The organism is Alteromonas sp. AWJ4_199 (genome assembly GCF_056159165.1).
This window is the reverse complement of sequence record NZ_JBSWUR010000001.1, coordinates 470,874-493,864: the sequence shown is the minus strand read 5'-3', so window position 1 is coordinate 493,864 and position 22,991 is coordinate 470,874. Positions and strand designations below refer to the sequence as shown.

Below are 22,991 nucleotides of genomic sequence, written 5' to 3'. Positions count from 1 at the left end.
AACTCAAGGAGGCGTTATGTTTACTGAACAGCCAACAATGAACAGCTTATTTAGTCAACTCGGCCTAGGAAGTTCTGACGAAGAAATCGCTGAATTTTTTGAAACACATCGAGGGCTGAATAAAAGCCAGCATTTACATGAAGCCCCTTATTGGAATGAGAGTCAGTCCGCATTTTTAAAAGATGCTATTGTTGAAGATGCTGCGTGGGCTGAAGTTATCGACCAGCTTAACGCAGAATTACACGAATAACTTTTCAGCGTTTATCTTCAGTTTTCGTTGATTGAATATAACTTTTTAAGAAGGCAGTAAACACCTTGTTGTCCCCAAACATTGATGACTTGTGGTTTGTCCCCCTAGGCGGAACAGGCGAAATTGGTATGAATTTGAATTTATACGGACACAATGGTCAATGGTTGATGGTGGATTGTGGAGTGTCATTCGATGAGCCCCTCGTTCCGAGGTACAAAAGTGGTGGTGATGGCGAAGTAGAAGGAGGAAGTGCTTTGAAAAAGGGCACCACGCACCGGGTAGTGGCGCCCGATCCGTCTTTTATCGCTAAGCAAAAAGATGCGTTAGCGGGGATTGTGATCACTCACGCTCATGAGGATCATGTTGGGGCTATTCCTTACCTTTGGGAGCGATTTCAAGCGCCCATTTATACTACATCATTTACTGCCGAAGTCCTACGACGCAAGCTAGCTCGGAGCAAGCTTGCGAATCGTATCCCCATTGTTGAAGTCGATGCTGGCGACACTCGGCACATTGGCTCTTTCAGCGTGAGCTGGTTGGCTATTACTCACTCCTTGCCTGAGCCCTTTGCCCTTAAAATTGCAACTCTCGCAGGTACTGTTTTACACACTGCTGACTGGAAAATTGACGCCAATCCCATTACGGGTTCGCCTTTTGATGTAAACCTCTACAAGCAGCTGGGTAATGAAAACATTCTTGCGTTAGTCGGTGATTCTACTAATGCTCCTAAGCCTGGATTTTCGATTTCGGAAAGAAACTGTTATGACGGTTTACTCAGTACTATTTCCCCGCTTAAAGGTAGGGTGATTGTGGGGTGCTTCGGCAGTAATATTGCAAGGCTTGTTTCATTGGCTAGAGTTGCTAAAAAAACGAAGCGATACATGGCGCTATACGGACGTTCCTTGTTAAACATGTACGGCATTGCAAAGCAACAAGGAATTTGGCCCGATGATTTATCGATAACCGATCCTCAGCACCTGGGTTATTTACCCCCACACGAAGTTTTAGCGGTGGCTACCGGAAGTCAAGGCGAGAAAAATACAGCGTTAGCCCGGCTGGCTCGGGACAATCATCCACACTTAAGTTTGGACAAAGGTGATACTGTTATATTTTCATCCATCGTTATTCCAGGCAACGAAGAGAGTGTTGGGCGTCTAAGTAAAGCGTTATCGGCGAAAGGCGTAGCGGTGATTCATAGTGAGGACAGTGCCTTACCTATACATGCCAGTGGTCATCCTTGCGCAGAAGAGTTAAAACTCATGTATAACTGGGTAAAACCTAAAATTGCTATACCAGTGCATGGTGAGCATCAGCATTTACAGGCACATGCAGATATTGCTAAGGCGTGCGGGGTAAAGAAACACTACGTAGGACAAAATGGCGATTTGTATCGGTTATCTCCGCAACCCAGCATTCGCCGTCAAGTTGTTCCAGTGGGGCGGGTGCCAGTTCAACAAGACTAAACTTTTCTAAAATGTAGGGTAGAAAGAAAAAGTATTGGCATTCTTTAATCCTTTCAATCCTTACTTTTTGCGTTATTAAAATTCTTGTCGCTAGTGTAATTAGTTTATTAATATCAATGCGATACCTGTATCTTAAGGAAGTGTAAAAACCTTCTTTTGAAACTGCCCATGTTTCGAACATTCTGGTACACTAAATTACATAATAAAAATTTAAATTATGCGAACAACTTTCGATGAAGTTTTTATCCTACCTGATGCTTTTGGCTTTTACTGTTTGTAATAATGCAGAGGCTTCTCCACGACTTACCAACCCAGTTTTCCAATCGCTTTCGACAAAAAACGGTCTTCCTCAGGATGTCGTAAACGACATTGTGATAAGTGACGATGGGTTCGTCTGGATTGCCACCGACGGTGGTTTAGTTCGCTGGGACGGCGTAAGAACTAAACGAATAAAGGATTCGACTAATACCCTGCTTGATTCGTCAGTATACAGATTAGCGCTGCAAGGTTCTAAAGCGCTTTGGTTTAGCATTTATGGTCAAGGCAACTATTATCTTGATTTTTCCACGCAAAAAGTCGTTCAAATAGAGCCTACGAGTTATCACGAATTTGAAGAGCATGTTCAACATGCCGAGACATTTCATTGGTACACCCCAAATGAATTGGTCCTTGCGCTCAACGAAGAAGTGCAGCTATTTGATACTGAAAAAAACAAACTAACTAGCATCGCTAAGCTACCTTCAGAGCTTTTAGAGAATAATCATATTATTCGTGCTGCTATTACTATTGACGATACCTTGCTGGTAGCGACATCCAAAGGCGTTTATGTAAAAAATATACAGGACACAGAGCAGCCGCTGGTTAGCTTAAATTACTTAGGCGACATACCACAAAATATTGACAATATTAATGCAAAATTTCTGCTGTTGGATGAGCAGAACAGAGTATGGATTTCAACGGTACTTGGGGTATTCGTCGCACAAAAAGAAGATTTTTTAGCGCAAGTAAACGGGGTTAAAGAAGGTGTGTTTGAGCAAGTTGTCACTGACAGAAATGTGTGGACTATGGTTCAGCACAAAGACAATTCGTTCTGGATGGGCACTAATAAAGGCCTGTATCAACTGGTTGAAACATCGAGCGGCTGGAAGAATGAACATATTTTAGAGCCCAATAACGGCTTTACAGAAATCTCTAATAAAAAAATTACAGCAATAGCGAAAGACGAGGCTGATAATTTGTGGATGAGCTCGGTCTATGCAGGCGCGCTATACTTTGGAGTCAAAAGTGCTGACATTTTTGCTATTCAGAACGAACGAGCGGCAGTAAAGAGCGCACTGACCAGTCATGTGGTGTGGACTTTCGCGGAAACAGAACCCAATAAAATTTGGATAGGTACTGAAAATGGACTCAACCACTACAACTTCACAACAAACACATCTGAAAAGTTTCTTTATTTCGACGACAAAGTATATGGTAAGGGGACGGTAGATAAAATAATTCCGTTGCAGGACGGAAAGTTGTTAGTCAGTACTTACGAAGGTATACGACTATTCGACCCGAAAACAGAAGAGATATCTCGTCCTGAAGTAACAAATAGGGGAGATAACACTGTCTTCGACACCTATATCCCCGGCATGATCTTATCTAATGAAGGCATTTTATACTTTATTGGATATGAGGGCTTTTTTAAGTATGACGTTGATAAAAAAACCGTTACTCCACTAGAGTTAGACCCACGAGTCTTCGACATCAATTTCTCTTACGGCTTTATCGGCCAGTCTACATATCACAATAATAGGTTGTTCTTGGCTACCAAGGGGGGATTGTGGTTAGTCGATCCCGCAACGTCGCAACATGAACTGGTTTATCGTTTTCCAGAGGCACAGCGCGGAAACGAGCGCTCAATATCATCATGGGTTGTTGACGACATGGGCGTACTTTGGCTTGCCTATAGTGGAGTCGGTCTAATTGGCGTCGATGTCGACACGTTCGAACCGCTATACAATTTAAACGACACCAATATTTTGTTATCAAACATAGTGTATGGGCTTCAAAAAGATGAGTTTGGGAACATTTGGTTTAGCTCCCATAAAGGTCTTCACAGATACGATCCCTCCACGGCACAAATTAAAAATTTCATATACGGTCGAGAGTTAAGTGTTTCTGAATTTAATCAGGGGGCTTCACTGAAGCTTAATGATGGACGGCTAGCTTATGGTTCAACAAGCGGTGCCGTTGTATTTTCGGCCTCACAGATTGAAAGCTTGGATACAGACAGAAGTTTGCTCAGCAAAAAGACGGCGATCACAGAAGTGGCGGTAGACAATCGTGTGCTTAGCCAACCCCTCAAAAACTTAAGCGGCCATCACTTTAATTTAAACTATGAAGACTATGGATTAACGATCCACTTTTCTTCGCTCACTATGTCTGGAACAGGCAGAGTAAAATATTACTATAAGCTTCTTAATGGTGATCGCGTGGTTACTGAAGGCGTTACCGACGATGCGAAGATAACCTTTACCAATATTGAGCCAGGCGATTATGTTTTCACCGTGGCACCTACGCCAGGTAGCTTCGACTTTAGTGTGCTGCCAGCGGAAATCACGCTATCTATGCCTCATGCTCCGCTTCGTTCACCTCTCGCGTACTCTATATATGCCACTCTTGTTGCCGGTCTTTTAGTGGCTTATTTACTGTCTAGACAGCGTCAGCTATTTAGGCTTCAGAAGGCACAGCAACAGGTTACTTTATTTAGCGATGCGTTTAGACAAACCCGAGACTGGGTATTAATTTTTGATAAAGATAAGCAGTTGGTTGCCGCTAATCCTGCCTTTGAGCAAGTATTTGGATTTAACAACAGAGAGCCACTGCCTAAACAGTTGGCTCGCCTTTACCTGCGTTATCCCAACCTCAACCGGCATCTTTCAGGCAAGTTGCCTGAAATGCAAGGCGGTGACTTTTGGAAAGACGAGACTGCCATTGATGGTGCTGACGGTAAGCGTTACGACGTTTTGATAGATATCACAGCGGTAAGTGGGGAAACTAATGACCCTGAACACTACCTGATTGTAATATCCGACATTACCGAGCAAAAAAATGCAGAGCGTAAGCTGCTTAAAATCGCCACATACGATAGTTTGACTGGCTTAGTAAACAGAACACTATTGCTAGACCGACTTGAGCACGCCATAGGGCTCGCTCGTCATCACGCTCATCGCGTGGCGGTGATGTTTGTAGATCTAGACAGATTCAAAGGCATCAATGATTCTCTAGGTCACGATTATGGCGACAAACTTCTGCGTATCGTCGCTAATAGAATGCGAAACCTAGTGGCAGAGTCGGGAACCGTTGCACGTCTTGGTGGCGATGAATTTGTAATTGTCATTGAAGAGGTAGGGGCCGACGATGATTTAAGCTCATTTGTAGCACAAATAATTGAATCGGTAGAAACTCCTATTTCATTGGCTGATGAGGTGCTTCGTGTTTCTTGCAGTATTGGCGTTGCATTTTACCCTGAAGATGCGTCTGAACCTGCCGAGCTTATTAAGCAAGCTGATGTTGCTATGTACAGCGCTAAAAAAGATGCGTTGAGTGGATTCACTTACTTTACAAGTGATATGAATGAGCGCGCAAAAACGCGGCTGCAGATAGAAAACAAGGTAAAGCGCGCATATTCAGATGACTGTTTCTTCAATCATTACCAGCCGATCGTAGATGCAAGAACTAATAAAACGGTTGGAGTAGAGTTGCTGCTTAGGGGGAGGTTAGACGACGAACCGCTGTTCCCAGATCAGTTTATTCCAGTTTTAGAAGAGCTTAAATACATCATTGAAGTGACAAGGCAAGCCATGCGCCGCGCGGCTGAAGATTTGTCTTTGTGGTATGAAAAAGGCTTTGACGGTTATGTGTCAATAAACCTATCAGCCCTTCACTTTAAAACTGAGTTTGACTTAAGAGGGGTATTAAGCCTGTTGAGCGAGTTTGGTTTACCAAAAGAGGCCTTTAGGTTTGAGATCACTGAAGGTGTACTGATGGATGATAGTGATAATGCGCTAAGACAAATTGAGCGGTTCGTCAAAGAAGGCTTCGTTTTAGCGTTAGATGACTTCGGAACGGGATATTCATCGCTAAGCTATTTAAAACGCTACCCGTTATCGGTACTAAAAATTGATAAAAGCTTCGTTAATGAAATGGCACCGGGCAATGCAAACGAAGCCCTAGTAACCACTACCATAGCGCTCGCTACTAACTTAAAGATGAATTGTGTTGCAGAAGGCGTTGAAACACAGGCACAGGTTGACGAGCTTATCGAAAAGGCCTGCTATTTCCATCAAGGGTATTTTTACGCAAAGCCATGCTCGGCAAATGAAATAGTTCCCATTCTGTTTAAAAATTGGGCTGAGTGACCGTGTCTAGTTACGGCTTTTAACGATAATCAACCATAAAGAGTGAAAAGCCGCATGTATAAAAAAACTAAATTTAGCGCTCAAATTGTTGTTATTCATCGCAAATAATGTAAACGCTTGTTTAAAAAGCTTGTTTTTCAATAAAAAATAAGGCTTATTAGAAGTCTGTGAAATCATTGTAAAAATGAGCTACATTATAACAACATATGAGTGACTTATGCCGCTAGACATGACAGTAAACGCAAATACCACGGAAGTAATTACATCGCCATTAAGTATGTTGTACCACTGGGAAAAAAACCGTGGCAACGACGTATTTCTTACGCAGCCAATTAACGGTGAATATCACGACTACACTTGGAAACAAGTTGCGGAGCAAGCCCGAAAGGTGGCGGCACGTTTGCGTGAACTAGATTTCCCACAGGGCAGCCGTATTGGTATCTTTTCCAAAAACTGCGCAGAGTGGTTTATTGTCGACCTAGGCATAATGATGGCAGGTCACGTATCGGTGCCTATTTTCTCTACAGCCGGCCCTGATACGGTTCAGTATGTGTTGAAACACGCTGATGTTCAGTTGCTGTTTGTAGGAAAGCTTGATAATACTGCCGAACAGGTAGCTTCAATTCCTTCAGAGTATCTTACTGTTGCCTTCCCTTATCCAAACATTGCTACCAAACAGCAGTGGAAAGAGTTCATGGATATAGCGCCAATTTCTGATTTACCTGTGCCTGATATGGACGACATGATGACAATTATCTACACGTCTGGAAGTACGGGGCAGCCTAAAGGGGTGGTGCACAGTTACAATACGGCTTGTTGGGCAGCGCGTCGCTCACTCGACCAGTTAGGTATTAACGAAAACGATCGCACTATGAGCTACTTGCCCCTTGCTCATATTACAGAGCGCGTGCTTGTTGAACTTTCAAGCTACTATAGCGGTGGAAAAATTCATTTTGTGGAAGACTTAGCGACCTTCCAACGAGATGTAGGTCATTGCCAGCCTACGCTGTTTATTTCTGTGCCTCGTCTATGGACGAAGTTCCAAATGGGCGTATTAGCGAAAATGCCACAGAAAAAACTAGATACTCTACTTAAAATACCCTTCCTAAACAAAATCGTTGCCAAGAAAATCCGAAATGGCTTGGGCATTAATAATGCGCGCTTATGGGCGAGCGGTTCTGCACCATTGGCGCCAGCTGTTATTGAGTGGTTTGCGAAAATCGGTATCTATATTTCTGAAGGGTGGGGGATGACTGAAAACAGTGCCTACGGTACTGGTAGTGTACCTTTCAGGCACGACAAAATTGGTTGTATCGGTAAGCCTTATGACGGTGTTGATATTCGCACATCAGAGGAAGGCGAAATTCAGGTTAAGTCGCCATGCAACATGCTGGAATATTATCTAGAGCCCGATAAAACCGCTGAAGTTTTCACCGAAGATGGCTACTTGCGTACAGGTGACAAAGGCGTCATAGATAGCGATGGCTACGTAAAAATTACTGGTCGTTTGAAGGACATCTTTAAAACGGCGAAGGGTAAATACGTAACGCCTGCACCCATTGAAGCTAAATTTATGGAAAACCCTGTTGTTGAACAGGTGTGTGTAACGGGTACGAACTTACCTCAACCTGTGGCGCTTTTGGTGTTGAGCGAGGAAGCGCAGAAGAAAGATAAAGCCAGCATTGAAGCTAGCCTTAAGAAAACCTTTGAAGCTATCAACGCTAAATTAGAAAGCCACCAGGTAATGGACCGCGTGGTAGTAATGAAAAACGAATGGAGTATCGAGAACGATTTGTTAACGCCTACACTTAAGGTTAAGCGTCATGTGCTGGAAGACCGCTTCGTTGACATTATCCAAGGTAGCTACAGCGACAAACTGGTGTGGGTTGACGCATAAATCGCCTGTTTAGCTATATTTTTCTGACTAGATTAAAAAAGCTCTGTCCTTGGACAGAGCTTTTTTGTAGTAGCCTTATGAAAACAGCTAGGCGTTGAACAGGTTATTCGTTTCGCCCCTCAAATCTTCACACAGCACTGTCTACTATGCGCACCCAACCTCAAAATATAAGCTAAATACGCTATTAGAATGAAGCTTTATCGGGCCTTAGGGAAGTTTAAGAAGGGTAGCGTGCGCGTAAACCTTCGTACACCAAATCGCTAAACTCGGGCTTAGTCAAATCAAGTGCGTCCATGACTTCAACTAAGTGCTCATTGTCTTCGCGGCCTTCCCATACTTTAACGTATGTTCCTTCTTTGTAACCGTTATCTTGACGGAAGAAATTAAGAACATTTTTGCCAACATATTGCCGATACAACTCGTCAGCCGACATTTCGCATTGGCTAACGATAAACATAAATAGTGGAACGCTAAAACGCTTAGCGGCGCATAGGCCTGTCATTAATTCTAAATTATCAAGAAGAGACTGATTAGATGCGTCGTAGTCTTTACCATCGAAGGTCACTTGAGTGTTGCCACTTGCCAGCTCAGCCGCAATACTTTTGGCAGACTCACTGATATCACCTTTATATTCAATAATGCAGGCGCTCAGCGCAAAATGCCAAATGTCCACGAGCTCCATTTGAAGCTGAGGCAAGTCTTTTTTCTGTGCTTTCCACCATTTCCAGCCGTGATGTTCAATGGCTTCAACAGACTCAACCATAGCTGCACGTAAGTATCCATACCCTGCATTTAGCCAGTCTGGGTTTACCTTGGCGTTCATTTTATCTTGAAGAGAAAGCATGGTGGCGAGTTGTTGGGCGGTTAACATTGTTGCTCCTGACCGTGAATGTATAATGCATTTTTTAAAGGCGAAATTGTACTTGAATGACGATGAAGGAGAAACTGCTAAATTTTAGCCAATAACAGTGAAGCATCTTCTTTACTAAGTGCTTGCTTGTGGTGCACTTGCACCAGAGTATAACCATGGCTGATTAGTCATATTTTTAAAATTTCTTTAAGCATCTGAATTATAAGCATTAAAAAGTTGGCATTCTACCTGCAAAACCTAAAGCGTTAACAGTGCTGCCCAGTAGCGCTAACGTGAATGAGTGCCAGGCAACGCTTATTCACGTTGTTACTGAGTAGCCCGTAAACCTTACCCATACAGATTTTTCGTGTCCTGAGGTCTGTATGGGTTTTTTTTGTCTAAAAAACGATACCCTTACTCTTCTTGTACATCCCATGCTTAGCTTTCTCCTATTACTTGTCATCGAGTTGATTGGATACGGTTGTTTATATCAATGTCTTAGTCTTTATTTTTATCTTCATCTTCATAAGGCATTTTCCTATCTATTTTAATGAGAAATAACTTAACTACTTGGCCTAATGCGATACACTTAATTCATAAGTTCGACGATGCGTGCATAGTCTTTGTACAGAACCTAATGGCACGTTTTACAAAGGATTTTTCGATTGCTTGCGTTATATCCCTCTAATAAATTAGAACACTTGAGTTTTCTTCTTACCACGCTTTTACGTCAGCAACCCTTAGGGGTATTTACGCCAGAAACCATTCTGGTTGAAAGCCCAGGTATGCAGCATTGGGTTAGTATGCAATTAGCCACTGAACATGGCGTGGCGATGAATATTGACTACCCGCTGCCTGTACGCTTTATGTGGAATACGGCACGCGCTGTATTAGGCCAGGATAAAGTACCCAAGCAATCCCCTTATCGTCGCGAAGTACTAACTTGGCGCATTGACAATATCCTTCAAGATGACTCACTGATGAACAGTGAGGCTTTTGAGCAAGTAAATAGATATTGGAAAAATGCCGGTAGTGAGCAAGAGCAGGGCCTGCAGCGTCTTCAGCTTGCTACTGCGTTAGCTGACGTGTACGAACAGTACCTCTTATATCGCCCCGACTGGTTGTTTAAATGGGAAGCTAATGAACGGGCTGTATTCGATGATATGGAATTATGGCAAAGCGAAATTTGGCGTATTCTTGCCAAAGAGGAGCCGTTGCATCCTGCCCGTTTGCATCAAATGACTATAGAAGCGTTAGACGCGTTAGAGGCAGGTGACATACCAAATGATCCCGTCAGTCATTTACCCAAGCGCGTTATTGTTTTTGCCATTAACACCATGGCACCGCAACTAATAGCATTTTTTGACGCCCTCGCACAGCATATTGATATTCATATATTCCACCTAAACCCTAGCGTAAATTATTGGGGGGAAGCGAAAAGTAGTAGCGAACAAGCCAAGCTATTACGCCTGGAAGGGCTTAAAAAATGGATGGAAGAAGACCAGTCCAACCCATTACTTGGCAACTTAGGTAAGCAGGGCCGAGAGCTATTTAATCTTCTTACCGAACTAGACACGTTTGAGATAAGCGCTTTTGATTCGCCAGAATTTGACGAAGAGGTTGGAAACGGTGAGATAGAACCTACCCGCGGTCTGCTGGACTATATCCACAGAGATATTTTACAAGCCGCTCAACCTGCGCCATTCACTAGCGAACTAAAACAAAATGATGATAGCGTTACCATCATGTGCACCCATTCCGCGCTTCGCGAGGTGCAAGTGTTGCACGACCATCTGCTACATTGGTTATCCCAAGATAAAACGCGTACCCCGTCAGATATTCTTGTGATGTGCCCGGCGATTGAAAACTATGCGCCCTTTGTTGATGCCGTATTTCACAGGGTGGGTACTAAAACCTTAGCTGGCACTGGGCAAGTTAGACTCCCCTGTACCATTGCAGATAGAAGCCCTATGGACGCAGAGCCGCTTATCGCGGCATTTATGGCGCTTTTGCAGCTACCTGATAGCCGCTTTGGCGTATCGGATATTATGGATTACTTGCAGCTGGACTCGGTACAAAAACGTTTTTCAGTGTCCCAAGACGACATAGAGCAAATGGTGGTGTGGCTAAAACAAGCCCATATCCATTGGGGGCTTAATAGCGCACACAAAACCGCCGTATCAGAGGGCGTTAAACTAGATGAAACGTACAGCTGGTGGTGGGGCATTCGTAGGCTGCTAATGGGCATGTTGGCGCAAGACGCCGAAGTGGTTGTGAGTGACCTACTTACCATCCCCGACGTTGAAGGGCAAAGTGCGCTAACCCTGGGTAAACTTGTTGATATAGTGGCAATGCTTGGGGAATTCGCACAAGAGTTAACCGCTCCAAGAACACCAGAGCAGTGGTCTAAAGCGTTAATCGACCTTCGCGATACGTGCTTTATGCCTATAAAAGTACAGCAGCAAAGCTGGGATCTTATTGCTAACGTTGCAGCCGATCTTGCAGCACGATGCGAAGAAGCAGATTACCAGCATGAATTATCCTTGCGCCAAGTCCGCGACCTTATACTGAATCGATTCTCATCACCAGACGCAGGTAACCACTTCATGACCGGTCAGGTCACTGTATGTTCAATGTTGCCAATGCGAAGTATACCGTTTAAAAAAGTGTGTATTCTTGGCCTAAACGACAGTGAGTTCCCAAGAAAATCAAGCCCGTTAGGCCTAGACTTAATGGCAGGTTCGAACCGTAGGGTTGGTGATCGTTCAAGGCGTTTAGAAGACAGATATTTATTCCTTGAAGCCATTATTTCAACGCGGGAAAGTCTGTACTTAAGTTACCAAGGCAACGATGTTACCAATAACAGTGAGCGCCAGCCTAGTCTGGTACTGGCTGAGTTTATGGACATGCTGGAAAATAGCTATGCACTGGCCTTGTCTAGATACCGAGTACATGCGCCGCTTCACCCCTTTAGTGAAGAGGGTTTTACTGGACAACTGCCAAGCTACGAAACCGGTTGGCTTAGACTGGCCGATGCACTACTGCATACAAAGTCACAGTCTGATAAGACAAGTGTTGATAACAAAGACTCTAATCATTTAGCGATGCCTGAAGAGTCATCCAATACGCTTTCAACACAGGTACTTCGACTATCAAATAGCCAAATTGCAAGGGCCTTTAAAGACCCTCTTGAGCACTTTTCTATACAAAGGCTAGGTGTAAATTTATCACAGTCATTTACGCTGCTGGAAAACAGCGAACCATTTGAAACCAATGCATTACTGCGCTATCAGGTGCTTGATGCCATCTTCTCATCGCCTGAACGAAAGTTGTCACAAGAGCACGACTCAATGTCATACGGTGAACAGGTGATCACTTTTGCGTCACTTAGGGGCGACATTCCTAATAACCCCGTCGCCAGAGATGAAGTTGAAATGTGGAAAGGGGGGGCGTTAGCATTAAGTCAGGCTATGGGGCCTCACGATGCTGAACCTTTAAAGGCGCAGTTCCAGGGTAAATACATCACCTTTACCACATCTGCCCTCGTTGGTAGTGACGCGTTAGTTGAGCTTTGTGCCGGTAAAATAGATTCCCACCGCGCGCTGAGCTTTTTTATCTCTCAATTGATATTTTCATGCAGCGATGAAGCAACAAAATACAGCAACTATCCATTGGATATCTATTCGTGTTCATGGGAAAAGGGCGAAACGGTATTGAAAAAGCAGCGTTTCCCTTCTTATGGCCGAGAAACTGCGGTGCGGTTACTCTTGTTTATAGAACAGCTTTACATGGCTGTTTATACGGCGCCAACGCCAGTGCATTTAAGCTTGTTTGGCACCTTTATGCCCGGCACAAGAAACTCAGAGACTAAGCCCGTAGTTGAAAGCATAAAACCGGATATGTTTGACGATATCCTGCATGCACTGCTGTGTAGTACCGATATTACAAGTGAAACAGACAAAGCCATTCTTGAGCAAATTCAACAGGTAATTGACGAAGTCTGCCCGTTTGCTGAGAAAGATAGCGACACTACTAGCGAAATAGTAAATGACAGGAACGAAAAAGCGAAACAGATCCTTGGTCAATCTGCCGCACTTTTTGACACCATTGAACTACAGCGTGCGCTAACCGATTGGCAACAAAGTAACGGGCAGTACAGTGCGGATATGGCAAGCAATCCTTACCTCAACTGGCTATTCCCGCAAGGTGTAAGCTGGAACGATGTCCCGCACTTGTGTGCCTTCGTACTTTTTTCCATGGTCAATAATGCGTCTCAGGAGGAGAAGTTATGAGTCAGAATTCTGTATCCTCTGAAAGTCACAATAACGAGCGACCCCATGCCGAGGCGCAATTACTTGACGTGGTGGCTATGCCGCTAAAAGGGCGACACCTGATCGAAGCAAGCGCAGGGACAGGTAAAACCTTTAACATTACGCGTTTGTACCTACGCTTGCTGTTAGAAAAAAAGCTTAGCGTTAAAGAAATATTGGTGATGACCTTCACCAAAGCCGCTACCGAAGAGATTAAGGGGCGGATTGCAGCCACGCTAAGAGAGGCATTGCTTATTTGGCAGCAAGCCAAAGACAACGGCAACGAGATAGACGCTAGCTGCGACCCGGTTTATCAGAGCTTGTTTAACAGCTGCGATCCAGACGAGAGTTTAGCCCTATTAAAAGCAGCGCAGCTGGAGCTCGATGAGGCGTCGGTGTTCACTATCCACGGTTTTTGTCAGCACGTTATTACTCAGCTGGCGTTCAACAGTGGCTTTGCTATGTCGCTCAACTTAGGTAGCGATACTAGTGACTTATATCTTCAAGCTGCCGAAGATTTCATTCGAAAAATAAGTAAAAGCGAGGACGATTTCAGGCTGTTGGCAGAGTCTGGCTGGCACACACCTGAAAACTTGCTGCGTGAATTCAACGTAAGTATTAAAAGTACTCTGACCCCATTAATGCTGACTGAGGATGACATTGAAGCGGCTTTTAAGAAGCAGCTGAATGACGCGCCAAACACGTCTTTGGCCTATGTGAAATCTTTACTGCAAAGCGTGGAAGAAAATGAAGGGTTAATCGTTGAGCAACTTATTAAAACGCCGGCGCATAAAAAAGAAAGGCCCCAAGAATTGGCTGCGCTTAAAGCGTGGTTAAGTTCTTGCGCAAGTGAGCAGCAGTATTACCCCGCACCGCCAGAAGCAGAGGCTTTTGTTAAGGGGAATCGATATGCTCGGAATTCTTCAGGCGTAAAGGAAATTTTAACGCCAATTAAGGAATTTGCTGGCGCGCTTAAAAAAGCCTTTGTCGAGAAAGATAAAGCACTCGGTAAAGTACCTGTTTTCAAGTTGGTTATCGAAGCTATTGCCTTTATTAAAGAGCGAGTTGAAAAGCAGAAAAAGCAGCTGGGTGTTATCGACTTTGATGACCTTATTCGCATGTTAGCTGATGAGGTTATAAAACCAAACAATACCCTTGTGCCAGAGCTTCGCAAGAAGTTTCCCGTCGCGCTAATCGATGAGTTTCAGGACACCGATGCTAAGCAATACGCTATTCTAGATTCGGTATATCCTAATTTAGCTGAAGCTGATGAAAGTGCGCTGCTAATGATAGGCGACCCGAAACAGGCTATTTATCGCTTTCGGGGAGGCGACATTTTTACCTATTTAAAAGCAGGTAGGCAGGCGGATTACCGCTGGGTGATGAACACCAACTGGCGTTCAGTGGAAGGTATGGTGAGGGCCTACAATCGACTATTCTACGGTGCGCCGGTGGCATCAGGCGCGCCCACTGATGTATTTGGCTTTGGCATTAACTACAACCCTGTTGAATTTACCCCTAAAGCAGCTGCGGCTAAGACGCCCTTGGTAGACCCTGCTGAAGAGCATAGTGTACCGAAACGCAGTGCAATGAATTACGTGAGCATGTGTTTAGAGGAGAAAGAAAACACTAACATTATGCGGCGTAAAATGGCGCAGTGGATTGCGCAAGAAATTTATCGCTTGTTGAATGAAGCGCATTTTAAAGCGGCGGACGGTCAAACTACGCCAGTAAAACCTCAAGATATCGCCATTCTGGTCAAAGACAGAACCGAAGCAGGCGCCATCAAAAATGTATTACAGCAAAAAGGGCTGGCCTGTGTTTATTTAAGCGATCGCAGTAATCTATTTGCCAGTGCTGAGGCGAAAGACGTGCTTAGGCTGCTTAATGGCATTTGGCATGCAAATGACACCAGTAAAGTAGCGTCTAGTTTAGCGTCTCCGCTTTGGGGCTATAGCGCAAATACCCTTATCGAACTGCTTTATCACGAAGATGATGCCCAGTGGGATGCTGCTATTGATAAAGTACTGTCCCTGCGCGAGATGTGGCTTCAAAAAGGCTGTATGAGCGTACTGCTGCACTTAATGCAAGACAGCTATCAGCCCCATGCCGACAGTGTGGAACGGGCGTTAACTAACTATCAGCATTTAGCGGAAGTACTGGAAAAAGCCAGCACTACACATCAGCGCCCTGAGCAACTACTCGATTGGTTGAATAAGCAAATCCACAAGCCAGAAAGCGACGAAGAGCTAACGCTACGTCTTGAGAGTGATAGTCAGCTTATCCGTCTTATAACTCAGCATGGCTCAAAAGGCCTTGAGTATCCAATAGTTTTTGTACCCTATGCCACGGGCTATAAAGACGCGTCAAAAAATGGAAAGGCGACATCACAAATCTTTACCTATTATGACGAAGAGAAGCAAGACTTGCAGATGCAGCTGGGACAAACGCCACAAGCTATAGCTCGGGTTCAACGTGAAAGCGAAGCGGAAGATATGCGCTTGGCCTATGTGGCAGTAACCCGTGCAGCGCACCGCTGTTATATGGGGGTTGTACCTCTTGCCAACAATGAAAAAAGCGCACTGGCACGAGCCTTAGGCGTAAGTGGGGATAGCGGCAACAACGATTGGCCAAGTGTATTAAGCAGGGTCGCCGCAGAAGATGCGTCTCATGCAAGCCACATCGACGGCGACGAGTTCGAAGAAGTGTATTCAGGCTTTGAGCAAGAAGACGAGCTGCCACAGCTTAGCGCGTTGCAATTTACCGGCACAGCGAGTGAAGAATGGCGGCTGTATTCATTTTCAGCGCTGAGCCGTTTAACTACGGTGAGTACGAGCGTAAACACAACACTAGTAGAAGCTTCAGGTCAAGTACTTCCAAGTGTGCCCGTACTTCAAACCATTCGTGACGAAGAGGTGTACGCGACGGATTCACTTGTAGGGGGAGAAGAGCTGTTGGGCTCAAGTAATGCAGATCCTTCTTTAAGCACTATAACTACAATCAGTAAAAGTGACTTGCGTTTTACGTTGGAAAAAGGTGCAAGCGCAGGTAACTTGCTTCACGATATTCTTGAGAACAGTGATTTTAGTGCACCCGAATGGGAAGAAACTGGCAAAGAGCTTGTTAAGCGTTTTGGCCTAGATGAAAAGCGTACGCTACTACTTTACGAGTGGCTGGAAGAAACGTTACAGACGCCTTTGTATCCTAAAATGCAACTGAGCATGAGTGACTTACCGTTAGCGCAAACCCTGCGCGAAGCAGAGTTCTACTTTCCCATGAACGATACGCAATGGGCTCAGCTTCGTGATGTTCTTGCTCGCCACCGCCATTTGGTAGCTGACTCCATTGGTGGTAAGGCCGAGGCCGCGCCTCAACTAATCACGTCGAAATTGCAGGGAATGATGCACGGTTTCATCGACTTGATTTTTGAACATGATGGTCAGTTTTTTGTGGCGGATTACAAATCAACCTGGCTGGGAGATACCTTAGATAGCTACTTACCCGTTGCGCTGTTTCACAATAATCAGCACCACCTTTACGATCTTCAATACTTAATTTACTGCTTGGCGTTACATCGCTATTTAAAAAATACCCTGCCTGATTACGACCCTGATGTTCATTTCGGCGGTGTGTATTACCTATACCTTCGTGGAATGCACCCAGAGAATGATCGGGGTGAAGGGGTGTTTTATACCGATATTCCTTCGTCTTTGCTCACGCAAATAGATTCGATATTTGAAAGCGGTGCCAATAGTCAGCAAAGCGACAATTTGAAAAGTGCAGGCACTACTCAACAGCCCGCAGAACAGCAGCAATTTAGTTTCGATGACGAATAGGCTCATCAAGGACAATATAGTTAGGAAAATAATGAACAACAATCAACATTCTGTATCGTCGTTTTTCGATAACTTGTTTGGCATCGAAGCTATCGACAAATTTGTCGCAAAAGAATTTGGCTTTATTGATGAACTCGCACAAGAAGAGAGGTTTATCTGGGCTGGAGTGCTGGCGTATTTGTCATATATGCAGCGTAATGGGCATAGCTGTATCTATCTTAAAGAAGTAGCTGGAACAACCCTGTTTAAGGAAGACGACACCGGGCAAACCGTTGGTTCGATGACCGAAGTGCAAGAACGCGAAAGTGCATCATCTATTCACAATTCCCAAGCGGTCATATATCAACAAGAGCCAGAACAAGCCCTTAAGACAGGTTTAGTACTACCTCAACTTACGTCTTTACTAAAAATTGTAAAAAGCGCTTTGGAGAACGAACAAGTTGCTCAGCTATTTGTTTATGAAAACGGCAAGCTGTATAGCCGTCGCTATTATGAGTTTGAACAAGAGGTAGCGCGAGACATAGTGAAGCGAGCGGCGCTTACGCCGTTAACAGAAGACGCAAATGATAAAGTAAAGCAGCTGTGGCCCGCTATATTCCCTACCGAAATTACAGATAAACAAGATTGGCAGCAAATTGCTGTTGCTAAAAGCTTGATGCAGGGGTTTTGTGTCATAAACGGTGGGCCTGGAACGGGTAAAACCTATACCGTGTTACGTCTATTACTGGCGCTACAGGCGTGTGACAAAGACCTAAATATTGTATTGGCTGCCCCCACCGGTAAAGCGCAGCAACGTATGACCGAGTCTATCGTTAACAGCATTGAAGGGCTTCGCGGCAAGGTGGAAGATGCTGCGCTTGATAACGTGCCTACTGATGCTGTAACGCTGCATAGATTGTTAGGTTTGCGGGAATACGGTGTATCGACCAAGTACAACCAGCACAACCAATTAGCCGCCGATGTGCTCATCGTCGATGAGGCAAGTATGGTCGACCTAGCGTTAATGACGCGCATTGTTCGCGCATTGCCAGACCATGCACGACTGTATTTTATCGGTGATGCCGACCAGCTTCCAGCAGTCGAGCTTGGCAACGTGCTAGAGCAGCTAGTTAGCACCGGGGCAGCAGGTTTCGACGAAAACGCGAATGTGCCAAATGGCACAAACAGCGAACATAGCTCACTTAGTTCAAACACTCATGATGACGCGCTTTCTTTAGGTGGCGTGTCATCGTTGATGCGTCAGCACATTGCTACGCTATGCCCGCATTTGCCCTTGTTACCGGTTGATGAGCAGGCAAAAAGTTATGTAGCAACTCTTCAAGCACCTCAGCGCTTCAAGGGGCAGGTGGCGAAAGTTGCAACGGCAATCCAGAAAGGGGATGCTGGTGGAGCGATCGCTGCCATCGCCGAAGAAAGCGATGAAAGTAGTAAAACCGCAAACCTAGCGGCTTATACAAAAACACGTTTAAAAGAAGGCGTGCATTTATGGTCAGAAGATAAAGTTGGCAGTCGTGATTTACATGAGTTGGCTAAAGAAAGTTTCTTTCCCATATTTGATGCCGATAGTGCTGAAGAAGCGCTTAACCGCCTAAACTATGTTAGGTGGCTCACACCGGTTCGCAAGGGTGCAATGGGAGTAGAGGGCCTAAATAGCTTGGTTTTCGATGCCATCAAGCACAAAATTAAAAAGCGAGAAGGGCACTTCTATCAAGGTCAGCCCATTATGATTGTAAAGAATCATCATCCACAGCGGCTATCTAACGGTGAAGTAGGTGTAATCTGGCCTGATAGCACGGGTAAGCTGTATGCATGGTTTTACCAAGACGTCAAAGGTGCAGACCAACAAACCTCGTCAGGTACGCTTGAGAATGTTACTGGCGTACAAAACCAAATGCAAAAACAAGTGTTACGCAGCATATCGTTATCTAGAGTGCCGCAGTTTGAAACCGTATATGCCATGACCATTCACAAGTCCCAGGGCTCTGAATTTAACCACGTTGTACTTATACTGCCCAGGCCCGATAGCGACAAGGCCGCCAACCTATTTCATCGAGGGCTGGTGTATACCGGCTTAACCCGAGCCAAAGATGGTTGTTTGATCATTTCAGACAATACGACATTTAGCCACATGGTTCAGCGAGTAGATAAGCGCTATTCAGGGTTGTCAGAAGCAATCAGCCTGCACTTAAAGAGCACATCACACGTCACCCCAGAATTCGAGTAGAATAAAATGTACTCTGACCCCAAAATTTTGGGGTCAGAGTACATTTCTGCGTTGTTATTTTACAGGCGTAAACAGACACAGGCCGTGTTTGTTGATTTCAATAGGGGTTTTGCTGATTAGATAAATACGGGTGGGGGCGGTTACGCGCAAAATGCCGCCTTCAGCGTTTAAAAACTGTGAAGGCAAAAGCACAGAAATGTCGTCATTTTCTAGGCGATTAGTTTCGGCTTTTATGGAGAAGTGCGACAAGCCGAAATGATCTAGCCAGCCCAATATATTATTGGGTGTCGCAACAAAGTGATCGTGCTTTAATAAACTGCTGTGTAACGTAATGTTCGCACCGAAAACAGGTTTGTTTTCTATCGCCATCTGCGTATTCGGCTTTATATGCAGCCGATATAGCCCATGTGACTCCGGCACAATATCATCATTTGCATCTGTATCATTCACTAGCGTTAGCATACAAAGTTTCACGAGGTAATTCTGATGACTTTATTGTGGTGGAGTTACGTTTGTCCTGCGTTGATGTGGATCAAGCAGAAGCAAAGCTAGTCTAAAGCGTTCAAATCTATGCCCGCATTAAAGTGTGAATAAGTCATTATTCAAATAGATAGCAGACTCAATGAGGCTTACTGAGGTATTATTGGTTTTATTGGCTTTAGTTTGTAAAGGCTAAGGTTAGCCTTCGGGTAATAACGAGCAAGCTAGCGCGGTTTAGATATCTTATATAAGGAGCAAGTGATCATGGAATTGAATCAAGTTACACTGCCTGTTACCAATATGACTGAAGCGGTTGAGTTTTATCTTACACTTGGGTTCACCCAAATTGTTGATACACCACATTACGCAAGGTTTACTTGCCCTAAAGGCAGCTCTACGTTTTCACTCTCTTTAGAAAGCGAAAGCGTACAAAATCACAGCGTGATTTATTTTGAGCATGAAGCGATAGACGAGCTATATGCATCGCTTGTAGAAAAGGGTATTCATTTTGAGCAACCGCCAACCGAACAACGCTACCTTTGGAAAGAAGCTATTTTAAAAGACCCATCTGGCAATAAAATAAAGCTTTATTGGGCAGGAGAGAACAGACTAAACCCGCCTTGGAAAGTAGAAATAAAGCGGTAACCTCTAGATAAACTTCGAGATAAAAGCTGAGATTTACAGTGACAGAACCCCAAATTAGCGTGCACTTTCGCTTAACAAAGTTAGATGCCATGCAGGCGTATACGCTAAAACGAGAAATTGAAGGCGCTTATTTTATTAAACGCGATGGGCATGTTGATGATCAAAAGGCTGATGTTTTTGTCGGTATGGTGCCGTTAAAGGAAACCCTGTTTGACGAACTCAATGACTATGTTATCCGCCAGCAAATTCAGTACGATGACTGTGATATTTTTGTATAAGCCAAAAATGCTAATGGGGATATCGCCGTACCAAGGGTAGTAAACAAACTGCTGAAGTATATAGACTGTAAGCTTACATATGCCCTAACTAACTAGGCTTGAGTAAAGATAGTGCGAAGTAAGGCATTAAGCTTGTTCATACACCCGATTTCAGTGTGAAGCGCCAAGGTAGGCTTGTATCATCCCGTGTGGCATGCGCTTCGCTTTTATCGTACTTTCTTTCTTCTTTTCTATCTTCGTTTTTATCTTCTCTGGCGTAATCTATGCCTATGCGGGGGGCGCTGGTAATACTTTTGGCGGCGTTAAATTCGGCGTTGCTCTCAAACCAGATAGTATTGTTGTTTACCACGGGGTTGCCGTTTAGCGCAGGTGTTAACGCTAAAGCTTGTGAAAGCTTCGCCGGGCCAGAGCATAAGTTACGCAACGCAATGTTTGTCCCTCGTCGTTTTTGCATTTTATCTAAGCCCACGGTAGGACTGATTGCTCGGATAAGCACAGAATCAGTATAGCCCACCTCGTTAGTGACAATATTGAACATGCTGTGGTAACCGTAAACCTTATAGATGTAGGCTATGCCGCCCTTCTTCTTAAGCGTTGTTACAGACGAGGGCCGGCGCAATAGGTGTTTTTGCATGGCTAGATCCCGTTCACCGCAATAAGCTTCAGTTTCTGTGATCATTCCTCCGGTAAGTGAACCACCGACACGACTAAAAAGAAAATTGCCAACAAGTGACCTCGCTACGTTAACTACATCACTGTCAGTGAAAAAAGAAGGCTGCATTTTTCAAAATGGATTTAAAGGCAAGTTACGACGATTTTTTAATTTCGCTGTGAGATTTTAAAACCTTACTGCCGTCGTCTTGTTCAATAAGGTAGGCAGGGTCACTGTCGCTCGCTTCACGCTTTACCGATGAGCCTTTTATAGTACGTTCTACATCGCTGGTAAATTTCTCTCTTATATTGCCTGTGGCACTGCCATTACCCCATTCCCATTCAACTTCTGTATTTACCGCGTAGTGCTTCATCATCATTCCCGTTAGCGCTAGTTTTACTATGTGCACAGTGTTAAACGGTGAAAATAGCTGCTTAGTTCATAAAGCAACACAGCAAAAAAGAAGAAACGTAAAGGTAAAGCCAAGTAAGGTACAGGGAACAAAGGTTTGGTGATTAAGGTAAAAAGAGCTAATAAACAAAGCTTGAAACACTAAGAAAGCGTTTCAAGCTGCTTTTGTTCGGGCACTTGTTTTTGAGTAGCAGAACTTCCAGCGGTAGCTATGACCACTAAAGCTACTGCAAGCCACTGAGTCAGTGTAAGGGTTTCATCAATAATGATAAACGCTGCTACAGCTGCAACAGCAGGCTCTACACTCATCATTATGCTGAAAGTTTGCTTGGGCATATTGCGCATGGCGCTCATTTCTAAGGTGTAGGGAATAGCGGATGAAAAAATCCCTACGGCGCAGCCTATAAGGACCGCCTCTGAAGATAATAAAGCACTGCCTTGACTCACTATACCAATAGGTACCACACAAATGGCGGCTACTAGCATACCTAAGGTAACCGTAACGCCGCCTGAACCTTCATTGCCTGTTTTATTACCAAACACAATGTAGCCGGCCCAAAAAGCTCCTGCGGTTAGCGCTAGCATTACGCCGATAGGATCTAGCCCTTCTGCTGATGCACTGAAAATATCCGGAAGCAGTAAACAAACGCCAGCAACGGCTAAAATGGCCCACGCAAAATCACGTTTTTTTCTTGCGCTAAAAAAGGCCACCGCCAATGGTCCTGTGAATTCAAGCGCAACGCCTATACCTAAAGGAATACGCGCAATGGCAAGGTAGAAGATGATATTCATTGCCCCCAAACAGGCGCCATAAATAATGACGTTTCGCCATCCTCTTGCACTTAAGCTTGCTTTCCAAGGTTTGAAAATTACTGTTAACACTAGGGCCGCGAAGAATGCGCGCAGGGCGCTTGTACCTTCAGGCCCCACGATAGGAAAGAGTTGTTTGGCAAATGATGCTCCCGATTGGATAGTTATCATGGCCAAAAGCACTGCGAGTATGGCAAGTAAAAAACGTCGATTCACAATGTATTGCAGTTTCAAAGAGTTAAAACAGGATTATATTTGTTCTGAAGTCGAAATGCTCGTTTATAAGCGGGAAAATTCGAAAAACTAGGTTTTATAACAGCTTAAACTACAGCTTTACCAAGGCGTTTATATCTTCTTGAAAAACAACTTATTTCACTTTCCGCGTGATAAACGAGTTGTTTATTTTCGACAAAGCAAAGTAGTGGCGTAATATACGTTTATTATGCAAGTAACATCATTGTATTACCTAAGCAAATTAT

The 22,991-nt window shown here is 44.4% G+C and carries 14 protein-coding genes; 9 read left to right on the top strand and 5 right to left on the bottom strand.

The features are described 5' to 3' along the window. The first annotated feature begins 16 nt into the window (after nucleotides 1-16). From ACXAER_RS02215 to ACXAER_RS02200, 4 genes are all read left to right on the top strand, one after another. A complete protein-coding gene (locus tag ACXAER_RS02215) occupies nucleotides 17-250 on the top strand; it encodes a DUF2789 domain-containing protein (RefSeq protein WP_014949810.1) in 234 nt (77 codons plus the stop codon). 65 nt (nucleotides 251-315) lie between these two features. After that, nucleotides 316-1,713, top strand: a complete 1,398-nt coding sequence (locus ACXAER_RS02210) for a ribonuclease J (RefSeq protein ID WP_474826178.1) — start codon at nucleotides 316-318, stop codon at nucleotides 1,711-1,713. A gap of 233 nt (nucleotides 1,714-1,946) precedes the next feature. Next, nucleotides 1,947-6,119, top strand: a complete 4,173-nt coding sequence (locus ACXAER_RS02205) for an EAL domain-containing protein (protein WP_474826176.1) — start codon at nucleotides 1,947-1,949, stop codon at nucleotides 6,117-6,119. A gap of 217 nt (nucleotides 6,120-6,336) precedes the next feature. After that, complete coding sequence (locus ACXAER_RS02200) at nucleotides 6,337-8,016, top strand: AMP-binding protein (RefSeq protein ID WP_474826174.1); 1,680 nt, start codon at nucleotides 6,337-6,339, stop codon at nucleotides 8,014-8,016. Between the two features lie 217 nt (nucleotides 8,017-8,233). On the opposite strand, the gene ACXAER_RS02195 is transcribed toward ACXAER_RS02200, so the two are convergent. Beyond that, the gene (locus ACXAER_RS02195) at nucleotides 8,234-8,887 is read right to left on the bottom strand and encodes a dUTP diphosphatase (protein ID WP_179983719.1); all 654 of its coding nucleotides are present in this window, start codon (nucleotides 8,885-8,887) and stop codon (nucleotides 8,234-8,236) included. 644 nt (nucleotides 8,888-9,531) lie between these two features. Between ACXAER_RS02195 and recC the strand changes: the two genes are divergently transcribed. The 3 genes from recC to recD are packed head-to-tail and all read left to right on the top strand — an operon-like array spanning nucleotide 9,532 to nucleotide 19,236. Beyond that, the gene (recC, locus tag ACXAER_RS02190; protein WP_474826172.1) at nucleotides 9,532-13,158 is read left to right on the top strand and encodes an exodeoxyribonuclease V subunit gamma; all 3,627 of its coding nucleotides are present in this window, start codon (nucleotides 9,532-9,534) and stop codon (nucleotides 13,156-13,158) included. Then, nucleotides 13,155-17,012 (top strand): exodeoxyribonuclease V subunit beta, encoded by a 3,858-nt coding sequence (gene recB / locus ACXAER_RS02185; RefSeq protein WP_474826170.1) that lies wholly within the window; start codon nucleotides 13,155-13,157, stop codon nucleotides 17,010-17,012. The genes recC and recB overlap by 4 nt, the downstream gene beginning before the upstream one ends. A 31-nt stretch (nucleotides 17,013-17,043) precedes the next feature. Next, nucleotides 17,044-19,236 carry an exodeoxyribonuclease V subunit alpha gene (recD, locus tag ACXAER_RS02180; RefSeq protein WP_474826168.1) on the top strand — a complete coding sequence of 731 codons (2,193 nt, stop codon included), beginning with the start codon at nucleotides 17,044-17,046 and terminating at the stop codon, nucleotides 19,234-19,236. A gap of 54 nt (nucleotides 19,237-19,290) precedes the next feature. On the opposite strand, the gene ACXAER_RS02175 is transcribed toward recD, so the two are convergent. Continuing rightward, nucleotides 19,291-19,686 carry a hypothetical protein gene (locus ACXAER_RS02175; RefSeq protein ID WP_474826166.1) on the bottom strand — a complete coding sequence of 132 codons (396 nt, stop codon included), beginning with the start codon at nucleotides 19,684-19,686 and terminating at the stop codon, nucleotides 19,291-19,293. Nucleotides 19,687-19,980: 294 nt separating this feature from the next. On the opposite strand from ACXAER_RS02175, the gene ACXAER_RS02170 reads away from it, so the two are divergent. Together ACXAER_RS02170 and ACXAER_RS02165 are read left to right on the top strand one after the other, a co-directional pair. Then, complete coding sequence (locus ACXAER_RS02170) at nucleotides 19,981-20,361, top strand: VOC family protein (protein ID WP_474826164.1); 381 nt, start codon at nucleotides 19,981-19,983, stop codon at nucleotides 20,359-20,361. A gap of 38 nt (nucleotides 20,362-20,399) precedes the next feature. Continuing rightward, entirely contained in the window at nucleotides 20,400-20,639 is a 240-nt protein-coding gene (locus ACXAER_RS02165; RefSeq protein ID WP_474826162.1) for a hypothetical protein, read from the top strand. Between the two features lie 136 nt (nucleotides 20,640-20,775). Here ACXAER_RS02165 and ACXAER_RS02160 read toward each other — a convergent pair whose 3' ends face one another. The 3 genes from ACXAER_RS02160 to ACXAER_RS02150 all read right to left on the bottom strand — a co-directional run bounded on the left by ACXAER_RS02160 (nucleotide 20,776) and on the right by ACXAER_RS02150 (nucleotide 22,728). Next, a complete protein-coding gene (locus ACXAER_RS02160) occupies nucleotides 20,776-21,420 on the bottom strand; it encodes a DNA-3-methyladenine glycosylase (protein ID WP_474826160.1) in 645 nt (214 codons plus the stop codon). Between the two features lie 25 nt (nucleotides 21,421-21,445). Beyond that, nucleotides 21,446-21,700, bottom strand: a complete 255-nt coding sequence (locus ACXAER_RS02155; protein ID WP_474826158.1) for a hypervirulence associated TUDOR domain-containing protein — start codon at nucleotides 21,698-21,700, stop codon at nucleotides 21,446-21,448. 143 nt (nucleotides 21,701-21,843) lie between these two features. Next, on the bottom strand, nucleotides 21,844-22,728 hold the full coding sequence (locus ACXAER_RS02150; RefSeq protein WP_474826156.1) for an EamA family transporter: 885 nt from the start codon (nucleotides 22,726-22,728) through the stop codon (nucleotides 21,844-21,846). Between the last annotated feature and the right edge of the window lie 263 nt (nucleotides 22,729-22,991).

Excerpts from the sequence above, each read along its gene's own strand:
- ACXAER_RS02215 (WP_014949810.1), top strand. The coding sequence starts at position 17 with ATGTTTACTGAACAGCCAACAATGAACAGCTTATTTAGTCAACTCGGC.
- ACXAER_RS02205 (WP_474826176.1), top strand. The coding sequence starts at position 1,947 with ATGAAGTTTTTATCCTACCTGATGCTTTTGGCTTTTACTGTTTGTAAT.
- ACXAER_RS02200 (WP_474826174.1), top strand. The coding sequence starts at position 6,337 with ATGCCGCTAGACATGACAGTAAACGCAAATACCACGGAAGTAATTACA.
- ACXAER_RS02195 (WP_179983719.1), bottom strand. The coding sequence starts at position 8,887 with ATGTTAACCGCCCAACAACTCGCCACCATGCTTTCTCTTCAAGATAAA.
- recB (WP_474826170.1), top strand. The coding sequence starts at position 13,155 with ATGAGTCAGAATTCTGTATCCTCTGAAAGTCACAATAACGAGCGACCC.
- recD (WP_474826168.1), top strand. The coding sequence starts at position 17,044 with ATGAACAACAATCAACATTCTGTATCGTCGTTTTTCGATAACTTGTTT.
- ACXAER_RS02170 (WP_474826164.1), top strand. The coding sequence starts at position 19,981 with ATGGAATTGAATCAAGTTACACTGCCTGTTACCAATATGACTGAAGCG.
- ACXAER_RS02160 (WP_474826160.1), bottom strand. The coding sequence starts at position 21,420 with ATGCAGCCTTCTTTTTTCACTGACAGTGATGTAGTTAACGTAGCGAGG.